Consider the following 14,431-nt stretch of genomic DNA (forward strand, 5'->3'; position numbering starts at 1 on the left):
CCATTGCAAGTACTTACGTGAGCATCACAGCAGCATTCATTTCTTGCGCAATCCAGTCGAGATATTGCTCACATCTGCTGGAAAGCCTATGGTGCGGCCAACTGTACTCCTGCGAAGGGCCACCCCCCATGCGCGCACTCTTAGCCGCCCTGACCCTCGTCCTAGGACTCCTCATCGCCCCGCCCCCGGCCGCCGCCGCCACCAATCTGGCCGCCGGGAAGGCCGCCACCGCGAGCGGCTTCACCGACGTCTACCGGGCCGCCAACGTCACCGACGGCGACCAGGCCACCTACTGGGAGTCGGCCAACGGCCAGTTCCCGCAGTGGGTCCAGGTGGACCTCGGCGCCGCCGCCACGCTCACCGGACTCACCCTCAAGCTGCCCGCCGGCTGGCCGAGCCGCACCCAGACGCTCACCGTCCAGGGCAGCGCGGACGGCTCCGGCTTCACCACGCTCAAGCCGTCGGCCACGTACGGCTTCGCGCCGTCCGCCACGATCACGCTGAGCGGCAGCGCCCGGTACGTCCGGCTGCTGTTCACCGCGAACACCGGCTGGCCCGCCGCCCAGCTCGCCGAGTTCGAGGTGTACGGGGAGAGCGGCGGCCCCGGCCCCGACCCGGAGCCGGGCACGAACCTGGCCGCCGGCAAGGGGATCGCCGCCTCCTCGCACACCCACACGTACGTGGCCGGCAACGCCAACGACGGTGACGTCAGGACGTACTGGGAGGGCCAGACCTACCCGAACACGCTGACCGTCGCGCTCGGCGGCGACGCCGACCTCACCTCGGTGGTGCTCAAGCTGAACCCGGACGCGGTCTGGGCCAGGCGCACCCAGACCGTCGAGGTGCTCGGCCGCGCGCGGGGCGCCGCCGGCTTCTCCCGCCTCGTCGCGCCCGCCGCGTACGTCTTCGACCCCGCCACCGGCAACAGCGTGACGATCCCGGTCACCGCGCGGGCCGCCGACGTGCGGCTGCGGATCACCGCGAACTCCGGCGCGCCCGGCGGGCAGGTGGCCGAGTTCCAGGTGTTCGGCACGGCCGTCCCGCTCCCCGACACCGCCGACCTGGTCGCCGACGTCGGCTGGACCCCGGGCAACCCGGACCCCGGCGACACCGTCACCTTCACCGTCGCCATCAGGAACCAGGGCACCATCGCCTCCAGCACCGGCTCGCACGGCATCACGCTCGCCGTGCTCGACGGCTCGGGCGCGACCGTCCGCACGCTGACCGGCTCCGCCAGCGGCGTCATCGCGCCGGGAGCCACCACCGCCCCGGTCCCGCTCGGCACCTGGACCGCGGCCGACGGCCGGCACACGGTCCGCGTGGTGCTCGCCGACGACCCCAGGGAACTGCCTGACAAGCGGGACAACAACACCAGCACGCACCCGCTGTCCATCGGCAGGGGCGCGAACATGCCGTACGACACGTACGAGGCCGAGGAGGCGGTCGTCGGCGGCGGCGCCACCCGGATCGGCCCGAACAGGACGATCGGCGACCTGGCCGGGGAGGCGTCCGGCCGCCGCGCGGTGACGCTCGCCGCCACCGGCTCCTACGTCGAGTTCACCACCAAGGCGGCCACGAACACGCTCGTCACCCGCTTCTCGATCCCGGACGCGCCGGGCGGCGGCGGCCTCGACGCGACGCTGAACGTGTACGTCGACGGCGCCTTCCACAAGGCGATCAACCTGACCTCGCGCTTCGCCTGGCTGTACGGCCCCGAGGCGAGCCCGGACAACAACCCCGGCTCCGGCCCGCCGCGGCACGTCTACGACGAGGCCAACCTGATGCTGGACACCACGGTCCCGGCGGGCCGCAAGATCAGGCTGCAGAAGGACGCGGCCAACACCTCCACCTACACGATCGACTTCGTCGACTTCGAGCAGGTCTCCCCCATCGGCAACCCCGACCCGGCGAAGTACGCCGTACCGACCGGGTTCGGGCACCAGGACGTGCAGAACGCGCTCGACCGGGCCCGCATGGACAGCGCGCTCACCGGCGTCTACCTGCCGCCGGGCGGCTACCAGACGACGGGCAAGTTCCAGGTGTACGGGAAGGCCGTCAGGATCGTCGGCGCCGGGCCCTGGTACACCCGCTTCCACGCGCCGGCCGGGCAGTCGAACACCGACGTCGGCTTCCGCGCGGACGCGACGGCCAACGGCTCGACGTTCGCGGGCTTCGCCTACTTCGGCAACTACACCTCGCGCATCGACGGGCCGGGCAAGGTGTTCGACTTCACGAACGTGGCGGACATGACGATCGAGAACCTGTGGGTGGAGCACCAGGTCTGCATGTACTGGGGCTCGAACACGGACGACATGACGATCAGGAACTCGCGGATCAGGAACGTGTTCGCCGACGGGCTCAACATGACCAACGGCAGCACCGGCAACCACGTCACCCACGTGGAGACCCGGTCTACCGGCGACGACAGCTTCGCCCTGTTCTCCGCCACCGACAACAACGCGGGTGAGCAGCACGGCAACGTCTACGAGAGCCTGACCTCGCTGCTCACCTGGCGGGCCGCGGGCGTGGCCGTCTACGGCGGGTACGGCAACACCTTCCGCGACATCTACGTGGCCGACACGCTGGTCTACTCGGGCGTCACGATCAGCTCGCTCGACTTCGGCTACCCCATGCACGGCTTCGGGGCGAACCCGCCCACCCGGTTCGAGAACATCTCGCTCGTCCGGGCCGGCGGCCACTTCTGGGGCGCGCAGACCTTCCCGGCGATGTGGCTGTTCTCGGCGTCGAAGACGTTCCAGGGCATCCGGGTCAGCAATCTGGACATCGTCGATCCCACGTACAGCGGGATCATGTTCCAGACCATGTACGACGGCGCGCGGCCGGTGAACCCGGTCACCGACACCGTCTTCACGGACGTGTCGATCACCGGGGCGCGCAGGAGCGGCGACGCCTACGACGCCAAGTCGGGCTTCGGCATCTGGGTCAACGAACTGCCGGAGCAGGGTCAGGGCCCGGCCGTCGGCTCGGCCACGTTCCGCGGCCTGCGCTTCGCCGACAACGCGCAGAACATCAAGAACACCACCTCGACGTTCACCCTGAACATCGAGTAGCTACAGCTCGCCCCTGGCCGGCAGGCCCTGCCAGTCGCTGGCGGTGGACGCGGCGGCGGCGCTCAGCTGCGTCGCGCGCCCCAGGCGCTCCGGCGGGGTCAGCCCGTCCAGGGCCGCGCTGAGGTAACCGGCCACGAACGCGTCCCCGGCCCCGCCGTAGTCGACCACCGGCGTCTGCGGGCCGGGGGCGTCGTAGCGCATCCGGTCGGCCCGCACGCTCGCGCCCTTGGCGCCGCGGGCGACCACGACCTCGCGTTCGGGGGTGAGCGCGGGCTTGACGAGGTCCAGCTCGTCCTGGCGGACGAAGAGCAGGTGCGACTGGCAGGCCAGCTCGGTGAGCACCTCCTCCGCCTCGCGCACCGACGCCCACAGCTCGGGGCGGTACTCGACGGCGAACGAGATCGGCACCTCCGCGCTCTTGGCCGCGCTCACGGCGGCCAGCACGGCGTCGTGCGGATCCCTGCCCAGAGCCGCGGTGACGCCGGTGACGTGCAACATCCGCGCGGCGCCGACCCGGTCGATCGGCACGTTGCCGGGTGACAGCGTCGAGCCCGCCGAGCCGGCGCGGTAGTGGGTGACGAGCGGCTCGCGGCCCACCCGCGCGTCGCGCAGCAGCAGCCCGGTCGGCACCCCTTCGGTGACGCGCGTGTCGGTGACGTCGACGCCCTCGCCGCGCAGCACCGTCAGCACCCGGGCGCCCAGCTCATCGGAACCGACCTTGCCGGCGAAGGCGCACCGGTGACCGAGCCGCGCCAGGGCCACGGCCAGGGTGAACTCGGGGCCGCAGATGTCCAGCCTGGCCTCGGTCTCGTGGCGGACCCGGCCGCTGGAGACCACCCCGAGCGCCTCTCCGAGGGTGTAGACGTCGGTCATGGGCTCCGAGCCTAGTCGGTCAGGTGGCCTCAAAACGGATTTTTTTCCATCAGTGCAGGTGACCACCGTGATCAAAATTTTTCCGTAACTTTAGCGAACCTTTCCCCCTTAGTGTGGCTCTAAGCAGTAAAGGGAACCGGTCATCCCGGGCCGGTGCCACAAGATTTACGGGGAGAAGCACCCTCATGCGAAAGATCGCCGTAGGCCTGGTCGCCGCTCTCGCGGGCGGGACCATGCTGATGTCTGGTGGCAGCGCCGTCGCCGCCACCACCACCAAGGCGCCTAAGGTCGAGATCCTCGATGTCTCGCCGAACCCTGTCGTCGTCAAGCACGGCAGCGAGACCGTCGCCCGCTTCAAGGTGGGCGCCAGCTCCGACGTCGAGAAGGTCGAGCTCAGCGTCGAGCCGGCCGACAGCAAGTTCCGCACCCTGCGGGGCAAGGAAGTCAAGCCCCTGGAGAACTGGCTCTTCTCGGTGCCGTTCACCTCGCACGACCCCGAAGGCAAGTGGAAGGCCATCGCCACCGCCTTCGACAAGGAGGGCAAGCGTGTCGCCCACGACACGTCGTTCTTCTACGTCGACGTCCGCAAGGGCTGGAGCAAGGCCGACACCCGGCTGAGCTTCGACGCCTCGCCGTCGAAGGTCCGCAAGGGCAAGTCGGTCTACTTCTCCGGCCGCCTGCTGGCCGAGCGCGGTGACCACTGGCGCGCCGTGGGCTACGAGAAGGTCCACGTCTACTACAAGGCCAACGGCTCCAGTGGCTGGAAGTGGGTCGCCTCCGACCGCACCGACCGTCACGGCAAGTTCTACGCCAAGGACCGCGCCTACCGTAGCGGCAGCTACAAGGCCGTCTTCAAGGGCGACAGGAAGCTCGACGACGCCACCAGCCGCACCGACTACGTGCGCGTCTACAGCTGGCGCCGGTAAGCACCACTGAGTGAAGGCCCGGCCGGGCTCCGGCCGGGCCTTCGCCGTGCCCGGGCCCGGTGAGTTCCGGGATCCTGCGGGTAGCGACCGGATATGCCAGAGGATCTGCTGCGCGAGTACGACCCGTTCGACATCTTCGACGCCGAGGCGTCCCGGCTGGACTGGTTCTTCTCCGGCCTGGACGAGGAGGGCTGGCGGCGCCCTTCCCGCGCCGCCGGATGGACCGTCCGCGACGTGCTCGGCCACCTGGCCGGCGAGGAGCTCTACAACCAGGCCTGCCTCGACGGCACCCTCGGCGAGCTGCGGCTGCTGATGGAGGCGGAGGGCATCGGCGGCTACAACGAGTTCAACGAGTGGTGCGTCCGTCAGCGGCGTGACCTGCCCGTCGAAGAGGTGCTGCGGGAGTGGCGCGACAAGAACGGCGACACCCGACGCCGCATGCGCGCGCTCGGCCGCGACGCCCTCCTGGAGACCATGGCCGGGCCCTATCCGGTGGGCGAGCAGGCCTTCCACTACGACTCCGAGTACGCCACGCACGCCGACGACGTGGGCGCGCCCGTCCGCCCGGACGAGGCGGACGACCGCACGTTCTGGCGGGTCGCGGTCGGCCGGTTCGCGCTGGCCGAGCAGGACCCGAGCGTTCAGGTGGAGCAGACGGCCGAGCAGATCTGGGTGCACTTCGGCGACGCCGAAGCCAGCTTGTCCTATCCGGACTTCGTCGAGGCGACGGTGGGCCGGCTCCCTCCGGGCAACGGGCTCAGCCCGCGGCTCGTGTCGGCGCTGCGTTGTCTCGCCTGAGAGGAGTGTGAATCCCCATGTGGCTGCGCAACCGCGCGGGAACGGAGCCGTTGACCGCGCGCAGCCCTTACCGGTTGCGGCGGATCCTGTCCCTGGCCGCGCTCGTGCTGGGCACCGCGGCGGCGGTCTACTTCATCACGCAGGCGATGAGCACGGGCGAGCAGGTGTGGGCATGGGAGGCCGCGATCGCGGCGGCCGTCGCGGTCTTCGCCGCCGTCGACCTGGTCATCATCCAGCGCCGCCTCTCACGCCAGCGCGACCGCCAGCACCAGTAGGGCGACTGTCACGACGATGACCGCGACCATGAACCAGCCACTCAGGAGCAGCCTCCGGAGACGGCCCGCCCCGGAGGCGACCCCCGACACGCGCCTGGCGAGCTTGGGGTCGTCGCGTTCCAGGGCATCCTCGATCTCCTCAAGGATGCGGCGCTCCCGCTCCGACAGGGCCATATGCCATCACCACCGCTCCCACCGCCGGTCCCGCCCCTGCTACCCAGGGACGGGCCGTTCAGTACGGGGTCATGGCCTGCTGTAACGCTTGTTGAAGCGCTCGACCCGGCCCGCGCTGTCGAGGACGCGGCCGCGGCCGGTGTAGAAGGGGTGGCTCGCCGACGACACGTCGACGTCGATCACCGGGTAGGTGCGGCCGTCCCCCCACTCCACGGTGGCCGTGCCGGTCGCGGTGGACCGGGTGAGGAAGGCGACCCCGGCACTCGGGTCGCGGAAGACGACGGGACGGTACGCGGGATGCAGGTTCTTCTTCATGTGCCCGTCAACCAGATGGGAACGGTTTTCATTCCCACGCCGCGAAAGGGGCAAGGGAGGACGATGCGCAGCGGCTACGATCGCCGTGGGCGAACCCGGCTCGAGAGCGATTCCGAACACGTAAGGTAGCCGCATGAATACAGCCACCGAGGTCCTGCACCGCGTGTTCGGCTACGACACGTTCCGGCCGGGGCAGCAGGAGATCATCGAGCATGTGGCGGCGGGCGGCGACGCGCTCGTGCTCATGCCGACCGGCGGCGGCAAGTCGCTGTGCTACCAGATCCCCGCGCTCGTCCGGCCCGGGACGGGCGTGGTCATCTCGCCGCTGATCGCGCTCATGCAGGACCAGGTGGACGCGCTCACCGCGCTCGGGGTGCGGGCCGGGTTCCTCAACTCGACGCAGGACTTCGACGAGCGGCAGCTGGTGGAGGCCGAGTTCCTGGCGGGCGAGCTCGACCTGCTCTACCTCGCGCCCGAGCGGCTGCGGCTGGAGTCGACGGTGCGGCTGCTGAAGAAGGGCGCGATCTCGCTGTTCGCCATCGACGAGGCCCACTGCGTCTCCCAGTGGGGCCACGACTTCCGGCCCGACTACCTGGCGCTGTCCGAGCTCCACGCCCAGTGGCCCGAGGTGCCGCGCATCGCGCTGACCGCCACCGCCACCCCGGCCACCCACGCCGAGATCGCCGAGCGCCTCGGCCTGCGCGAGGGCGAGGCCCGCCACTTCGTCGCCGGCTTCGACCGCCCCAACATCCACTACCGGATCACCGCCAAGAGCGAGCCCAAGCGGCAGCTCCTCGACTTCCTCCGCGCCGAGCACCCCGGCGACTCCGGCATCGTCTACTGCCTGTCGCGCTCGTCGGCCGAGAAGATCGCCGCGTTCCTGGTCGAGAACGGCATCCCCGCGCTCCCCTACCACGCCGGCCTCGACGCCCGCACCCGCGCCCACCACCAGGCCCGCTTCCTGCGCGAGGAAGGGCTGGTCGTGGTGGCGACGATCGCGTTCGGCATGGGCATCGACAAACCCGACGTGCGCTTCGTGGCCCACCTCGACCTGCCCAAGTCCGTCGAGGGCTACTACCAGGAGACCGGGCGGGCCGGGCGCGACGGGCTGCCCGCCACGGCGTGGATGGCGTACGGCCTGCAGGACGTCGTCCAGCACCGGCGCATGGCCCTCGAAGGCGACGAGCAGCACCGCCGCCGCCAGGCCCTCCACCTCGACGCGATGCTCGCCCTGTGCGAGACCGTGACGTGCCGGCGGGTCATGCTGCTCGACTACTTCGGCCAGCCGGGCGGCTCCCCGTGCGGCAACTGCGACACCTGCCAGACGCCGCCCGAGTCCTGGGACGGTACCGTGCCGGCGCAGAAGGTGCTCTCCACGGTGCTGCGGCTGGCCCGCGAGCGGGGACAGAAGTTCGGCGTGGGGCAGATCGTCGACATCCTGCTCGGCAAGACGACGGCCAAGGTCCTGCAGCACGGCCACGACTCGCTGACCGTCTTCGGCATCGGCACCGAGCTCGGCAACGCCGAATGGCACGGCGTGGCCCGGCAACTCCTGGCGCAGGGCCTGCTCGCGGTCGAGCCCAACTACGGCGCCCTCGTCCTGACCGACGCCAGCGCGGCGGTGCTGCGCGGCCAGCACGAGGTCCGCCTGCGCCGCGACCCCCGCCGCCCGGCCAAGGCCGCGTCGGCCCCGAAGTCCCGCCCGGCGGCCGACCTGCCCCCGGAGGCGGCCCCCATCTTCGAACGGCTGCGGGCCTGGCGCGCGGCCACGGCCAAGGAGCAGGGCGTCCCGGCCTACGTCATCTTCCACGACGCCACGCTGCGTGAGATCGCGACGCTGGGGCCGTCGTCACTGGAGGAGCTGGGCACGGTGAGCGGGGTGGGCGAGAACAAACTGGCCAAGTACGGCGACCAGGTCCTGGCCACCCTGTCCGACTCCTGACCCCTGTCCCGGGCGTGGCCCTTGCCGGTCTGTCCCGGGCGTGGTCCTTGCCGGTCTGTCCCGGGCGTGGTCCTTGCCGGTCTGCCCCGGGCGTGATGCTTGCCGGTCTTTTCCAGGCGTGCTCCTCGCAGGTCTGCCCCGGGCCTGGCTCTTGCCGGTCCGCCCCGGGCGTGCTCCTCGCAGGTCCGCCCCGGGCGTGGCCCTTGCCGGTCTGCCCCAGGCATGGCCCTTGCCGGTCTGCCCCAGGCATGGTCCTCGCCGGGAGGCGCGCTCCGCGCGGACCGGCTCGGGCTCCTCTCAGCGGGGAGCCGAGCTCCCCGCACCCCTTGGCGGGGGCCTCCCGGCCCCCTGCACCCCCGGATGTGAGGTGGTAGATCGCGGATCGGGTGTGGAAGCTCTCGGCGTGGAGGTCCGAAGCTTGGCAGGGATCTCCCCCATCCATGAACCGGCTGCTCAGACCGTCGAGCCGGATGGTGGTCTCAGCTCCTGAGACGCTGTCCCAGCCAGGACAAGCCCCATGTCGCCACTCCCTCAGCGGTACAGCGAGCGGCATCTTCGGCATCGCCGTCCACACCGGCCACGACCTGGTGGTCCTCGCCGTCCTCGACCAAGGCGGCCCATCGGTCCCTCGCCTGCACCAGGCCCAGGACCACGAGTTGAACGGCCGCGGCCTCCATCTCGTCGAGCAACTCACCACCCGCTGGGGTGTGCACGGCGACGGATACGGCCGGACCGTCTGGGCCCCCCTGCGGCTCACGCCGGAGTCTCCGGCCACGAGTGCACGGACGACTCGACACACCCGCCGGTGAAGCACGTTGATGACCTGCTTCAGCGGGGTTTGCAGGCTGTTCCCTGCAAGGAGTCGAGGGCCAGGTTTCATACGAAGCGGCGAAGCGGGGTCTGAGATGGGGGTTTGGGGGGCGCGCCCCCCAAAGGGGCGCAGCCTGAGCTGTCCGGCGCGGAGCGCTGATGGGTGAAGCCCATGCTTGGGGCCCGTTGGCGCTGCCTGCAAGAGATGAGGGCTAGATCCACATATCGTCCAATCATGAGCCTTTCGTATGTGGTGACCGGTGGAGGCAGAGGGATCGGCCGGGCTGTCGTGGAGCGCCTGCTGGGAGAGAAGCACACGGTGGTGGTCGTGGAGCGCGACCCCGATGCGCTGGGCTGGGCCGACGAGCGGGTGGTCGGGGTGGTCGGCGACGCGGCGGACGAGGGTGTCGCGGGCCGCGCCGCCGACTTGGCGCAGGAGGCGGGCACGCTGGCCGGCTGGGTGAACAACGCCGCCGTCTTCCGCGACGCCTCCGTGCACAGCGCGCCCATCGAGGAGGTACGCGGACTCATCGCGGCGAACCTGGACCTGGCGGTCGTCGGCTGCGCGGTCGCCGTGCGCCGCTTCCTGGATGCCGGCACCGGCGGCGCCGTCGTCAACGTCACCTCCCACCAGGCCCGGCGCGCGGTGCCGGGCAGCCTGCCGTACGCCACGGCCAAGGCCGGGATAGAAGGGCTGACCAGGGCGCTCGCCGTCGAGTACGGCAAGCGGGGAATCCGGGTCAACGCCGTCGCACCCGGGTCGGTGGCAACGGAACGGTACGAGGAGTTCCTGGCCGGGCAGCCGGCGGAGGCGGCGGCCGAGGTCGAGCGGGAGATGGCGCGGCTGCATCCGCTCGGCAGGGTGGCCACGGCCGGTGAGATCGCGGCGGCGGTCGCGTACCTGCTCTCGCCGGAGGCGTCCTTCGTCAACGGGGTGACGCTGCCGGTGGACGGGGGGCGTTCGGTGCTCGGGCTGGACCCCGAGGCCCGGGATTGAGGCAGCAGCACCTGCGAAACGGGCGGAAAACCGCGAGGCCGCCGATTAAGTGATCAAAGGGTTGATTATTCGCCTCAAGGATCATTAGCCTCGATTGAGTTGGCGCCGGATTCGGGTGTCGCCACGCGGATCCCGGGCGCTGGTGTCAGGTCTTGGAGGTACGGTGACACCTGATCCGTTCGATCACATCTCCACCGGATACGACCCCGACCCCGCCCTGTCGATGTCCCTGCACGCAGACGCCTACACCGATCCACGCTGGTCCGACGTCGACCAGCGGGCGATCTTCGCTCGTACGTGGCAGTGGCTGTGTCACGTGGAGAAGCTGCGGGAGCCGGGGAGCTATGTCACGGGCACGGTCGCCGGCCTGCCGATCGTCGCCGTCCGCGACGAGGCCGGCGCGCTGCGGGCGTTCTACAACGTGTGCAAGCACCGGGCGCACGAACTGCTGACGGGGTCCGGTGTCCGGCGCAGCATCGTGTGCCCGTACCACGCCTGGAACTACGACCTGACCGGCCGGTTGCGGCGGGCGCGCAACACCGGCGACATGCCCGGGTTCGACGCCTCCGCCGTATGCCTGAACCAGGTCCAGGCCGGCGAGTTCGGCGGCATGGTCTACGTCAACCTCGATCCCGGGGCCGCGCCCCTGACCGAACAGGCCGGGGACCTGGAGGCGGAGATCCTGGCGCGGGCGCCGGACGTGGCGAAGCTGACCCTCGCCCGCCGGCTCACCTACGACATCGCCTCCAACTGGAAGAACGTCGTCGACAACTTCCTGGAGTGCTACCACTGCCACGTGGCGCACAAGGACTTCGTGTCCCTGGTCGACATGAGCACCTACGAGGTCACCACCCACGGGATCTGATCCAGCCACATGGCCCAGGCCGGCAAGGCGGAGAACTCCGCCTACGACGTGTCGGGGGCGACGGTCACCGAGCACGCGGTCTGGTGGCTGTGGCCCAACACCTGCCTGCTGCGCTATCCCGGCCGGGGCAACTTCATGGTGCTGCAGATCGTCCCCGACGGCCCGGAGCGGACCCGCGAGACCTGGGACTTCTACCTGGAGACGGCCGAGCCCGACGAGGCCGAGGTGGACAGCATCCGCTACATCGACGAGGTGCTCCAGAAGGAGGACATCGCCCTGGTGGAGAGCGTCCAGCGCGGGATGCGCAGCCCCGCGTTCACCCAAGGAAAGATCGTCTACGATCCCGGCGGGTCCGGCCTGTCGGAGCACGCGGTCCACCACTTCCACGGCCTCGTCCTCGACGCCTACCGCCGCGAACTCGAACGCTCCCCCTGAACGCAGGAACCTTTCCGGCCGTCCGTGTGTAGAGGAAGGGATGGACGGAACGGCCGGGAGGAGCGTCGGTGCGGGCGTTGGCGATGGCGGTGGTGGCGGTGGTGGCGGTGGTCGTGCTCGTCGGCGGGTGCGCGGCGGGCACGACGGGTACGGGCGAGTCCACGCACGCGCCTCCACCGGGCGCGGACGGGCCGGTGGCCGGCGCCGTGAAGACCGGGGAGACGTGCAACGGGACCGAACTGCTCACTCCCGCCGACGGCTTCACCGAGGTGCGGGGCACTTCCGAGGACGCCGAGCTGTGGGGGCTGCTCTTCGCCGAGGTGCCGTTCGAGGCGGGGGCCGAGGTGAAGATCGTGTGGCGGATGACCGGGGACGGCCCGCTCAAGGTCTCCGCGACGGGGCCCGGCGGGAAGCGGGCCAAGCTCGTCTGGCTGGAGGACCACGGCGGGTCCAACTGGCGGCGGCCCGGCTACGAGTGGGGCACCGGGTGGGTGTTCCCCGCGCCCGGGTGCTGGAAGGTGGAGCTGTCCAGGACCCAGGGCTCGGGGCACGCCTGGCTACGGGTGGCGTGACGCGAGGGCGCGGTCGACGAACGTCGTCACGTCCGCCAGCACCTCGTCCTTGTTCGTCTCGTTGAAGACCTCGTGACGGGCCTCCGGGTAGATGATCTCGGTGAAGTCGCCGCCCTTGACGGCTTCGATGCCGGGCCGGGTGCCCGACAGCGGGACGAGCCGGTCGTCGGAGCCGTGGATCCACAGCGTCGGCAGCGGGCCGAAGGTGCCGCCCTTGGCGATGACCTCGATGGTGGTGGCGAGCGCCTCCAGCGTGGGCCGCTTGAACGCGCCGTGCCACACCAGTGGGTCCTCGGCGTAGGCGACGCCGACGGCGGGGTCGCGGGAGAGCGTGGCCGGGTCGATCGGCACTTCCGGGATCGGGTCGAGCGCGAGCAGTTGCGGGATGACCTCCCAGGAGCCGATCACCGGCCCGGACAGCACCAGCGCGGCCAGACTGTCGCCGTAGCGCTGCGCGTAGCGGGCGGCGATCAGGCCGCCCATCGAGTGGCCGATCAGCACGACGGGCACGCCGGGATGGTCGGCGCGGACGCGCTCGTCCACCGCGTGCACGTCGGTCACCACGTCCTCGAAGTCCTCGATCAGCACCCGCTCGCCCTGCGACTTGCCGTGTCCCATGTGGTCGAGGCCGTAGACGGCGGCGCCGTGGCGCACGAGGGCGTCGGCCACGTGCTCGTACCGGCCGATGTGCTCGCCGTAGCCGTGCACGAGGACGGCGACGTAGCGGGGCCGCTCGTTCGGCCACTCGCGCACGACGTTCTCACCTCGCGTGCCGACGAACCTGTGCTCCCGTGACTCGGCCATGTCGCGCTCCTTCGTGCGTACGCCCCGGCGGGGGGCACTGTGCCAGGCGGGTAGCGCCACCGTATCGGGAAGCGGAGGGGCCAAGGACGAGGTGGGCAAGATGATCGCCGGCGCCGGCGTCTACATCTGCGACGAGTGCGTCGGGCTGTGCAACGCCGTGCTGGAGATGCCGCGCGAGTCGTCGTCCACCGCCGAGATCCCCTGGCCGGACACCATGTCCGACCAGGAGATCCTCGACTTCCTGCCGCGCATCGCCGCCGTCAGCGCCCAGGTCGACGCCAACCTCCAGGTCTGGGTCGACCGGCTGCGCGACCGGGGCGTCTCGTGGGCGCGGATCGGCGCCGCCATGGGAGAGGTTCTCCGGCGAGAAGAGCTAGATGTCGTAGTCGAACTCGTCGTAGGAGAGCTTGCGGCGCAGGATGTGGACGACCTTCTGCGGGTCGTCGTACGTGTCCGGCACGTAGTAGGGCCTGCCCCGGCGGCCGAACGTGATCGCCGATGGCCCCTCCCAGTCGCCCAGCAGGCCGGAGAGCTGCCCGATCTCCTCGTGCGACTCGACGCCCAGCGAGCGGGCGTAGTCGTCGGCGCCGAACACCAGGTGGCGCGCCAGCTCGACGGGCACCTCCTGGAAGCCCTTGTAGTCGGAGAAGAAGAACTCCCTGAACCGGCGCAGCTCCCGCTCGTCGACCACGTCGGGCCCGATGATGTGCTTGATGCCGGTGCAGTAGACGTCGGCCAGGCAGCCGACGACCGTCAGCTTGTCCCAGTTGTGACGCCGCACCACCAGCACCGACACCTTGCCGCCCTCGGCGTCGGGCGCCTCGTCGGTCCAGCCTCGGGCGGGGTCGACGCCGAGTCCGTTGCTCCAGCCGACGCTCATCCAGCAGCCGATCAGCTCGGCCTCACGGTCGTCCCCGCCGCCGGCGTTCTCGGCCGCGATGGCCCGCACCAGCGGGGCGACGGCCGACGGCGGCACCTTGAGCGCGCGGGCGATCTCCTTGGGCGAGCGGCCCTCGGCCCGCAGCTCGCGTACGCGTTCCTTGAGTTCTGCGCTGTCCACCCGCGCAGCCTAGCCTTAAGACCGGATGAAGTGGATCGTAAGCCCGCCCGGTCATGGTGGGCCCTCGCCGACATGGAGAGGGAGGCCACCATGACGCAGACCGCCTCGTACGAGATCATCCGCGTGTTCGACGTGCCCCGCGAGGACGTGTTCGCCGCCTGGACCACGCCGGAGCGGTTCGCCCGGTGGTTCGGGCCGCGGTTCATGGCCGCGCCGGTGGACCGGATCGTCCTGGACGCCCGTCCGGGCGGCCGATGGCAGGTGACGCTGACCGCCGAGGAGGGCTTCGAGGTGACGTTCGACGGCGCCTACCGCGAGGTGGCGCCGCCCGCGCGGCTCGTCTTCACCACCGGCGAACCGGACGATCCCGTCTCGGTGCTGACGGTCGGGCTGGCGGACGACGACGGCAGGACCGCGATGACCTTCCGCGAGCACGGGGCGAACGCGGGCGAGGAGTCGAGGCAGGGCTGGATGGAGTTCTTCGACCGGCTCGACGAGCACCTGACCGGTTGAC

Annotated in this window: 16 protein-coding genes; 10 read left to right on the top strand and 6 right to left on the bottom strand. The window is 70.7% G+C overall.

What is annotated here, in order from left to right; translation table 11 throughout:
- Positions 1–128: 128 nt before the first annotated feature.
- The gene (locus ACIBF7_RS26390; protein ID WP_397198384.1) at positions 129–3,071 is read left to right on the top strand and encodes a discoidin domain-containing protein; all 2,943 of its coding nucleotides are present in this window, start codon (positions 129–131) and stop codon (positions 3,069–3,071) included.
- Here the strand turns inward: ACIBF7_RS26390 and ACIBF7_RS26395 are convergent, their stop codons facing one another.
- Positions 3,072–3,944 (bottom strand): sugar kinase, encoded by an 873-nt coding sequence (locus ACIBF7_RS26395; RefSeq protein ID WP_148033989.1) that lies wholly within the window; start codon positions 3,942–3,944, stop codon positions 3,072–3,074. It lies immediately after the preceding gene.
- A 185-nt stretch (positions 3,945–4,129) separates the two neighbouring features.
- Here ACIBF7_RS26395 and ACIBF7_RS26400 point away from each other — a divergent pair, with 185 nt between their 5' ends.
- The 3 genes from ACIBF7_RS26400 to ACIBF7_RS26410 all read left to right on the top strand — a co-directional run bounded on the left by ACIBF7_RS26400 (position 4,130) and on the right by ACIBF7_RS26410 (position 5,943).
- Entirely contained in the window at positions 4,130–4,870 is a 741-nt protein-coding gene (locus tag ACIBF7_RS26400) for a hypothetical protein (RefSeq protein ID WP_148033990.1), read from the top strand.
- A 93-nt stretch (positions 4,871–4,963) separates the two neighbouring features.
- Positions 4,964–5,668: a maleylpyruvate isomerase family mycothiol-dependent enzyme gene (locus ACIBF7_RS26405; protein WP_219545631.1), complete on the top strand. Its 705-nt coding sequence runs from the start codon at positions 4,964–4,966 to the stop codon at positions 5,666–5,668.
- A gap of 17 nt (positions 5,669–5,685) precedes the next feature.
- Positions 5,686–5,943 carry a DUF6343 family protein gene (locus ACIBF7_RS26410; RefSeq protein WP_148033992.1) on the top strand — a complete coding sequence of 86 codons (258 nt, stop codon included), beginning with the start codon at positions 5,686–5,688 and terminating at the stop codon, positions 5,941–5,943.
- Here ACIBF7_RS26410 and ACIBF7_RS26415 read toward each other — a convergent pair.
- Entirely contained in the window at positions 5,914–6,117 is a 204-nt protein-coding gene (locus tag ACIBF7_RS26415) for a DUF3040 domain-containing protein (protein ID WP_397198385.1), read from the bottom strand. The genes ACIBF7_RS26410 and ACIBF7_RS26415 overlap by 30 nt on opposite strands.
- Before the next feature lie 69 nt (positions 6,118–6,186).
- Positions 6,187–6,432, bottom strand: coding sequence for a type B 50S ribosomal protein L31 (locus ACIBF7_RS26420; RefSeq protein ID WP_364226210.1), 246 nt, complete (start codon positions 6,430–6,432; stop codon positions 6,187–6,189).
- Positions 6,433–6,565: 133 nt separating this feature from the next.
- Between ACIBF7_RS26420 and recQ the strand changes: the two genes are divergently transcribed.
- The 5 genes from recQ (at position 6,566) to ACIBF7_RS26445 (ending at position 12,053) form a co-directional block, all read left to right on the top strand.
- A complete protein-coding gene (gene recQ, locus ACIBF7_RS26425) occupies positions 6,566–8,374 on the top strand; it encodes a DNA helicase RecQ (protein WP_271275488.1) in 1,809 nt (602 codons plus the stop codon).
- Between the two features lie 1,045 nt (positions 8,375–9,419).
- Positions 9,420–10,181, top strand: coding sequence for an SDR family NAD(P)-dependent oxidoreductase (locus ACIBF7_RS26430; RefSeq protein WP_397198386.1), 762 nt, complete (start codon positions 9,420–9,422; stop codon positions 10,179–10,181).
- Between the two features lie 163 nt (positions 10,182–10,344).
- A complete protein-coding gene (locus ACIBF7_RS26435; protein ID WP_397198387.1) occupies positions 10,345–11,046 on the top strand; it encodes an aromatic ring-hydroxylating dioxygenase subunit alpha in 702 nt (233 codons plus the stop codon).
- A 9-nt stretch (positions 11,047–11,055) separates the two neighbouring features.
- The gene (locus tag ACIBF7_RS26440) at positions 11,056–11,481 is read left to right on the top strand and encodes an SRPBCC family protein (RefSeq protein WP_397198388.1); all 426 of its coding nucleotides are present in this window, start codon (positions 11,056–11,058) and stop codon (positions 11,479–11,481) included.
- Between the two features lie 68 nt (positions 11,482–11,549).
- Positions 11,550–12,053, top strand: coding sequence for a hypothetical protein (locus tag ACIBF7_RS26445; protein ID WP_271275492.1), 504 nt, complete (start codon positions 11,550–11,552; stop codon positions 12,051–12,053).
- Here ACIBF7_RS26445 and ACIBF7_RS26450 read toward each other — a convergent pair.
- The 3 genes from ACIBF7_RS26450 to ACIBF7_RS26460 form a co-directional block, all read right to left on the bottom strand.
- On the bottom strand, positions 12,039–12,857 hold the full coding sequence (locus ACIBF7_RS26450; RefSeq protein WP_271275493.1) for an alpha/beta hydrolase: 819 nt from the start codon (positions 12,855–12,857) through the stop codon (positions 12,039–12,041). The genes ACIBF7_RS26445 and ACIBF7_RS26450 overlap by 15 nt on opposite strands.
- Before the next feature lie 120 nt (positions 12,858–12,977).
- Positions 12,978–13,205 (bottom strand): hypothetical protein, encoded by a 228-nt coding sequence (locus ACIBF7_RS26455; protein WP_271275494.1) that lies wholly within the window; start codon positions 13,203–13,205, stop codon positions 12,978–12,980.
- 25 nt (positions 13,206–13,230) lie between these two features.
- Entirely contained in the window at positions 13,231–13,917 is a 687-nt protein-coding gene (locus ACIBF7_RS26460) for a helix-turn-helix domain-containing protein (RefSeq protein ID WP_148034001.1), read from the bottom strand.
- Positions 13,918–14,007: 90 nt separating this feature from the next.
- Between ACIBF7_RS26460 and ACIBF7_RS26465 the strand changes: the two genes are divergently transcribed.
- Positions 14,008–14,430, top strand: a complete 423-nt coding sequence (locus ACIBF7_RS26465; RefSeq protein WP_271275498.1) for an SRPBCC domain-containing protein — start codon at positions 14,008–14,010, stop codon at positions 14,428–14,430.
- Position 14,431 lies beyond the last annotated feature (1 nt).

Origin of the sequence: Nonomuraea sp. NPDC050478 (assembly GCF_044458265.1) — a bacterium.
Taxonomy (GTDB): Bacteria; Actinomycetota; Actinomycetes; order Streptosporangiales; family Streptosporangiaceae; genus Nonomuraea; species Nonomuraea ferruginea.

Excerpts from the sequence above, each read along its gene's own strand:
- ACIBF7_RS26390 (WP_397198384.1), top strand. The coding sequence starts at position 129 with ATGCGCGCACTCTTAGCCGCCCTGACCCTCGTCCTAGGACTCCTCATC.
- ACIBF7_RS26395 (WP_148033989.1), bottom strand. The coding sequence starts at position 3,944 with ATGACCGACGTCTACACCCTCGGAGAGGCGCTCGGGGTGGTCTCCAGC.
- ACIBF7_RS26400 (WP_148033990.1), top strand. The coding sequence starts at position 4,130 with ATGCGAAAGATCGCCGTAGGCCTGGTCGCCGCTCTCGCGGGCGGGACC.
- ACIBF7_RS26405 (WP_219545631.1), top strand. The coding sequence starts at position 4,964 with ATGCCAGAGGATCTGCTGCGCGAGTACGACCCGTTCGACATCTTCGAC.
- ACIBF7_RS26410 (WP_148033992.1), top strand. The coding sequence starts at position 5,686 with ATGTGGCTGCGCAACCGCGCGGGAACGGAGCCGTTGACCGCGCGCAGC.
- ACIBF7_RS26415 (WP_397198385.1), bottom strand. The coding sequence starts at position 6,117 with ATGGCCCTGTCGGAGCGGGAGCGCCGCATCCTTGAGGAGATCGAGGAT.
- ACIBF7_RS26420 (WP_364226210.1), bottom strand. The coding sequence starts at position 6,432 with ATGAAGAAGAACCTGCATCCCGCGTACCGTCCCGTCGTCTTCCGCGAC.
- recQ (WP_271275488.1), top strand. The coding sequence starts at position 6,566 with ATGAATACAGCCACCGAGGTCCTGCACCGCGTGTTCGGCTACGACACG.
- ACIBF7_RS26430 (WP_397198386.1), top strand. The coding sequence starts at position 9,420 with ATGAGCCTTTCGTATGTGGTGACCGGTGGAGGCAGAGGGATCGGCCGG.
- ACIBF7_RS26440 (WP_397198388.1), top strand. The coding sequence starts at position 11,056 with ATGGCCCAGGCCGGCAAGGCGGAGAACTCCGCCTACGACGTGTCGGGG.
- ACIBF7_RS26450 (WP_271275493.1), bottom strand. The coding sequence starts at position 12,857 with ATGGCCGAGTCACGGGAGCACAGGTTCGTCGGCACGCGAGGTGAGAAC.
- ACIBF7_RS26455 (WP_271275494.1), bottom strand. The coding sequence starts at position 13,205 with ATGGCGGCGCCGATCCGCGCCCACGAGACGCCCCGGTCGCGCAGCCGG.
- ACIBF7_RS26465 (WP_271275498.1), top strand. The coding sequence starts at position 14,008 with ATGACGCAGACCGCCTCGTACGAGATCATCCGCGTGTTCGACGTGCCC.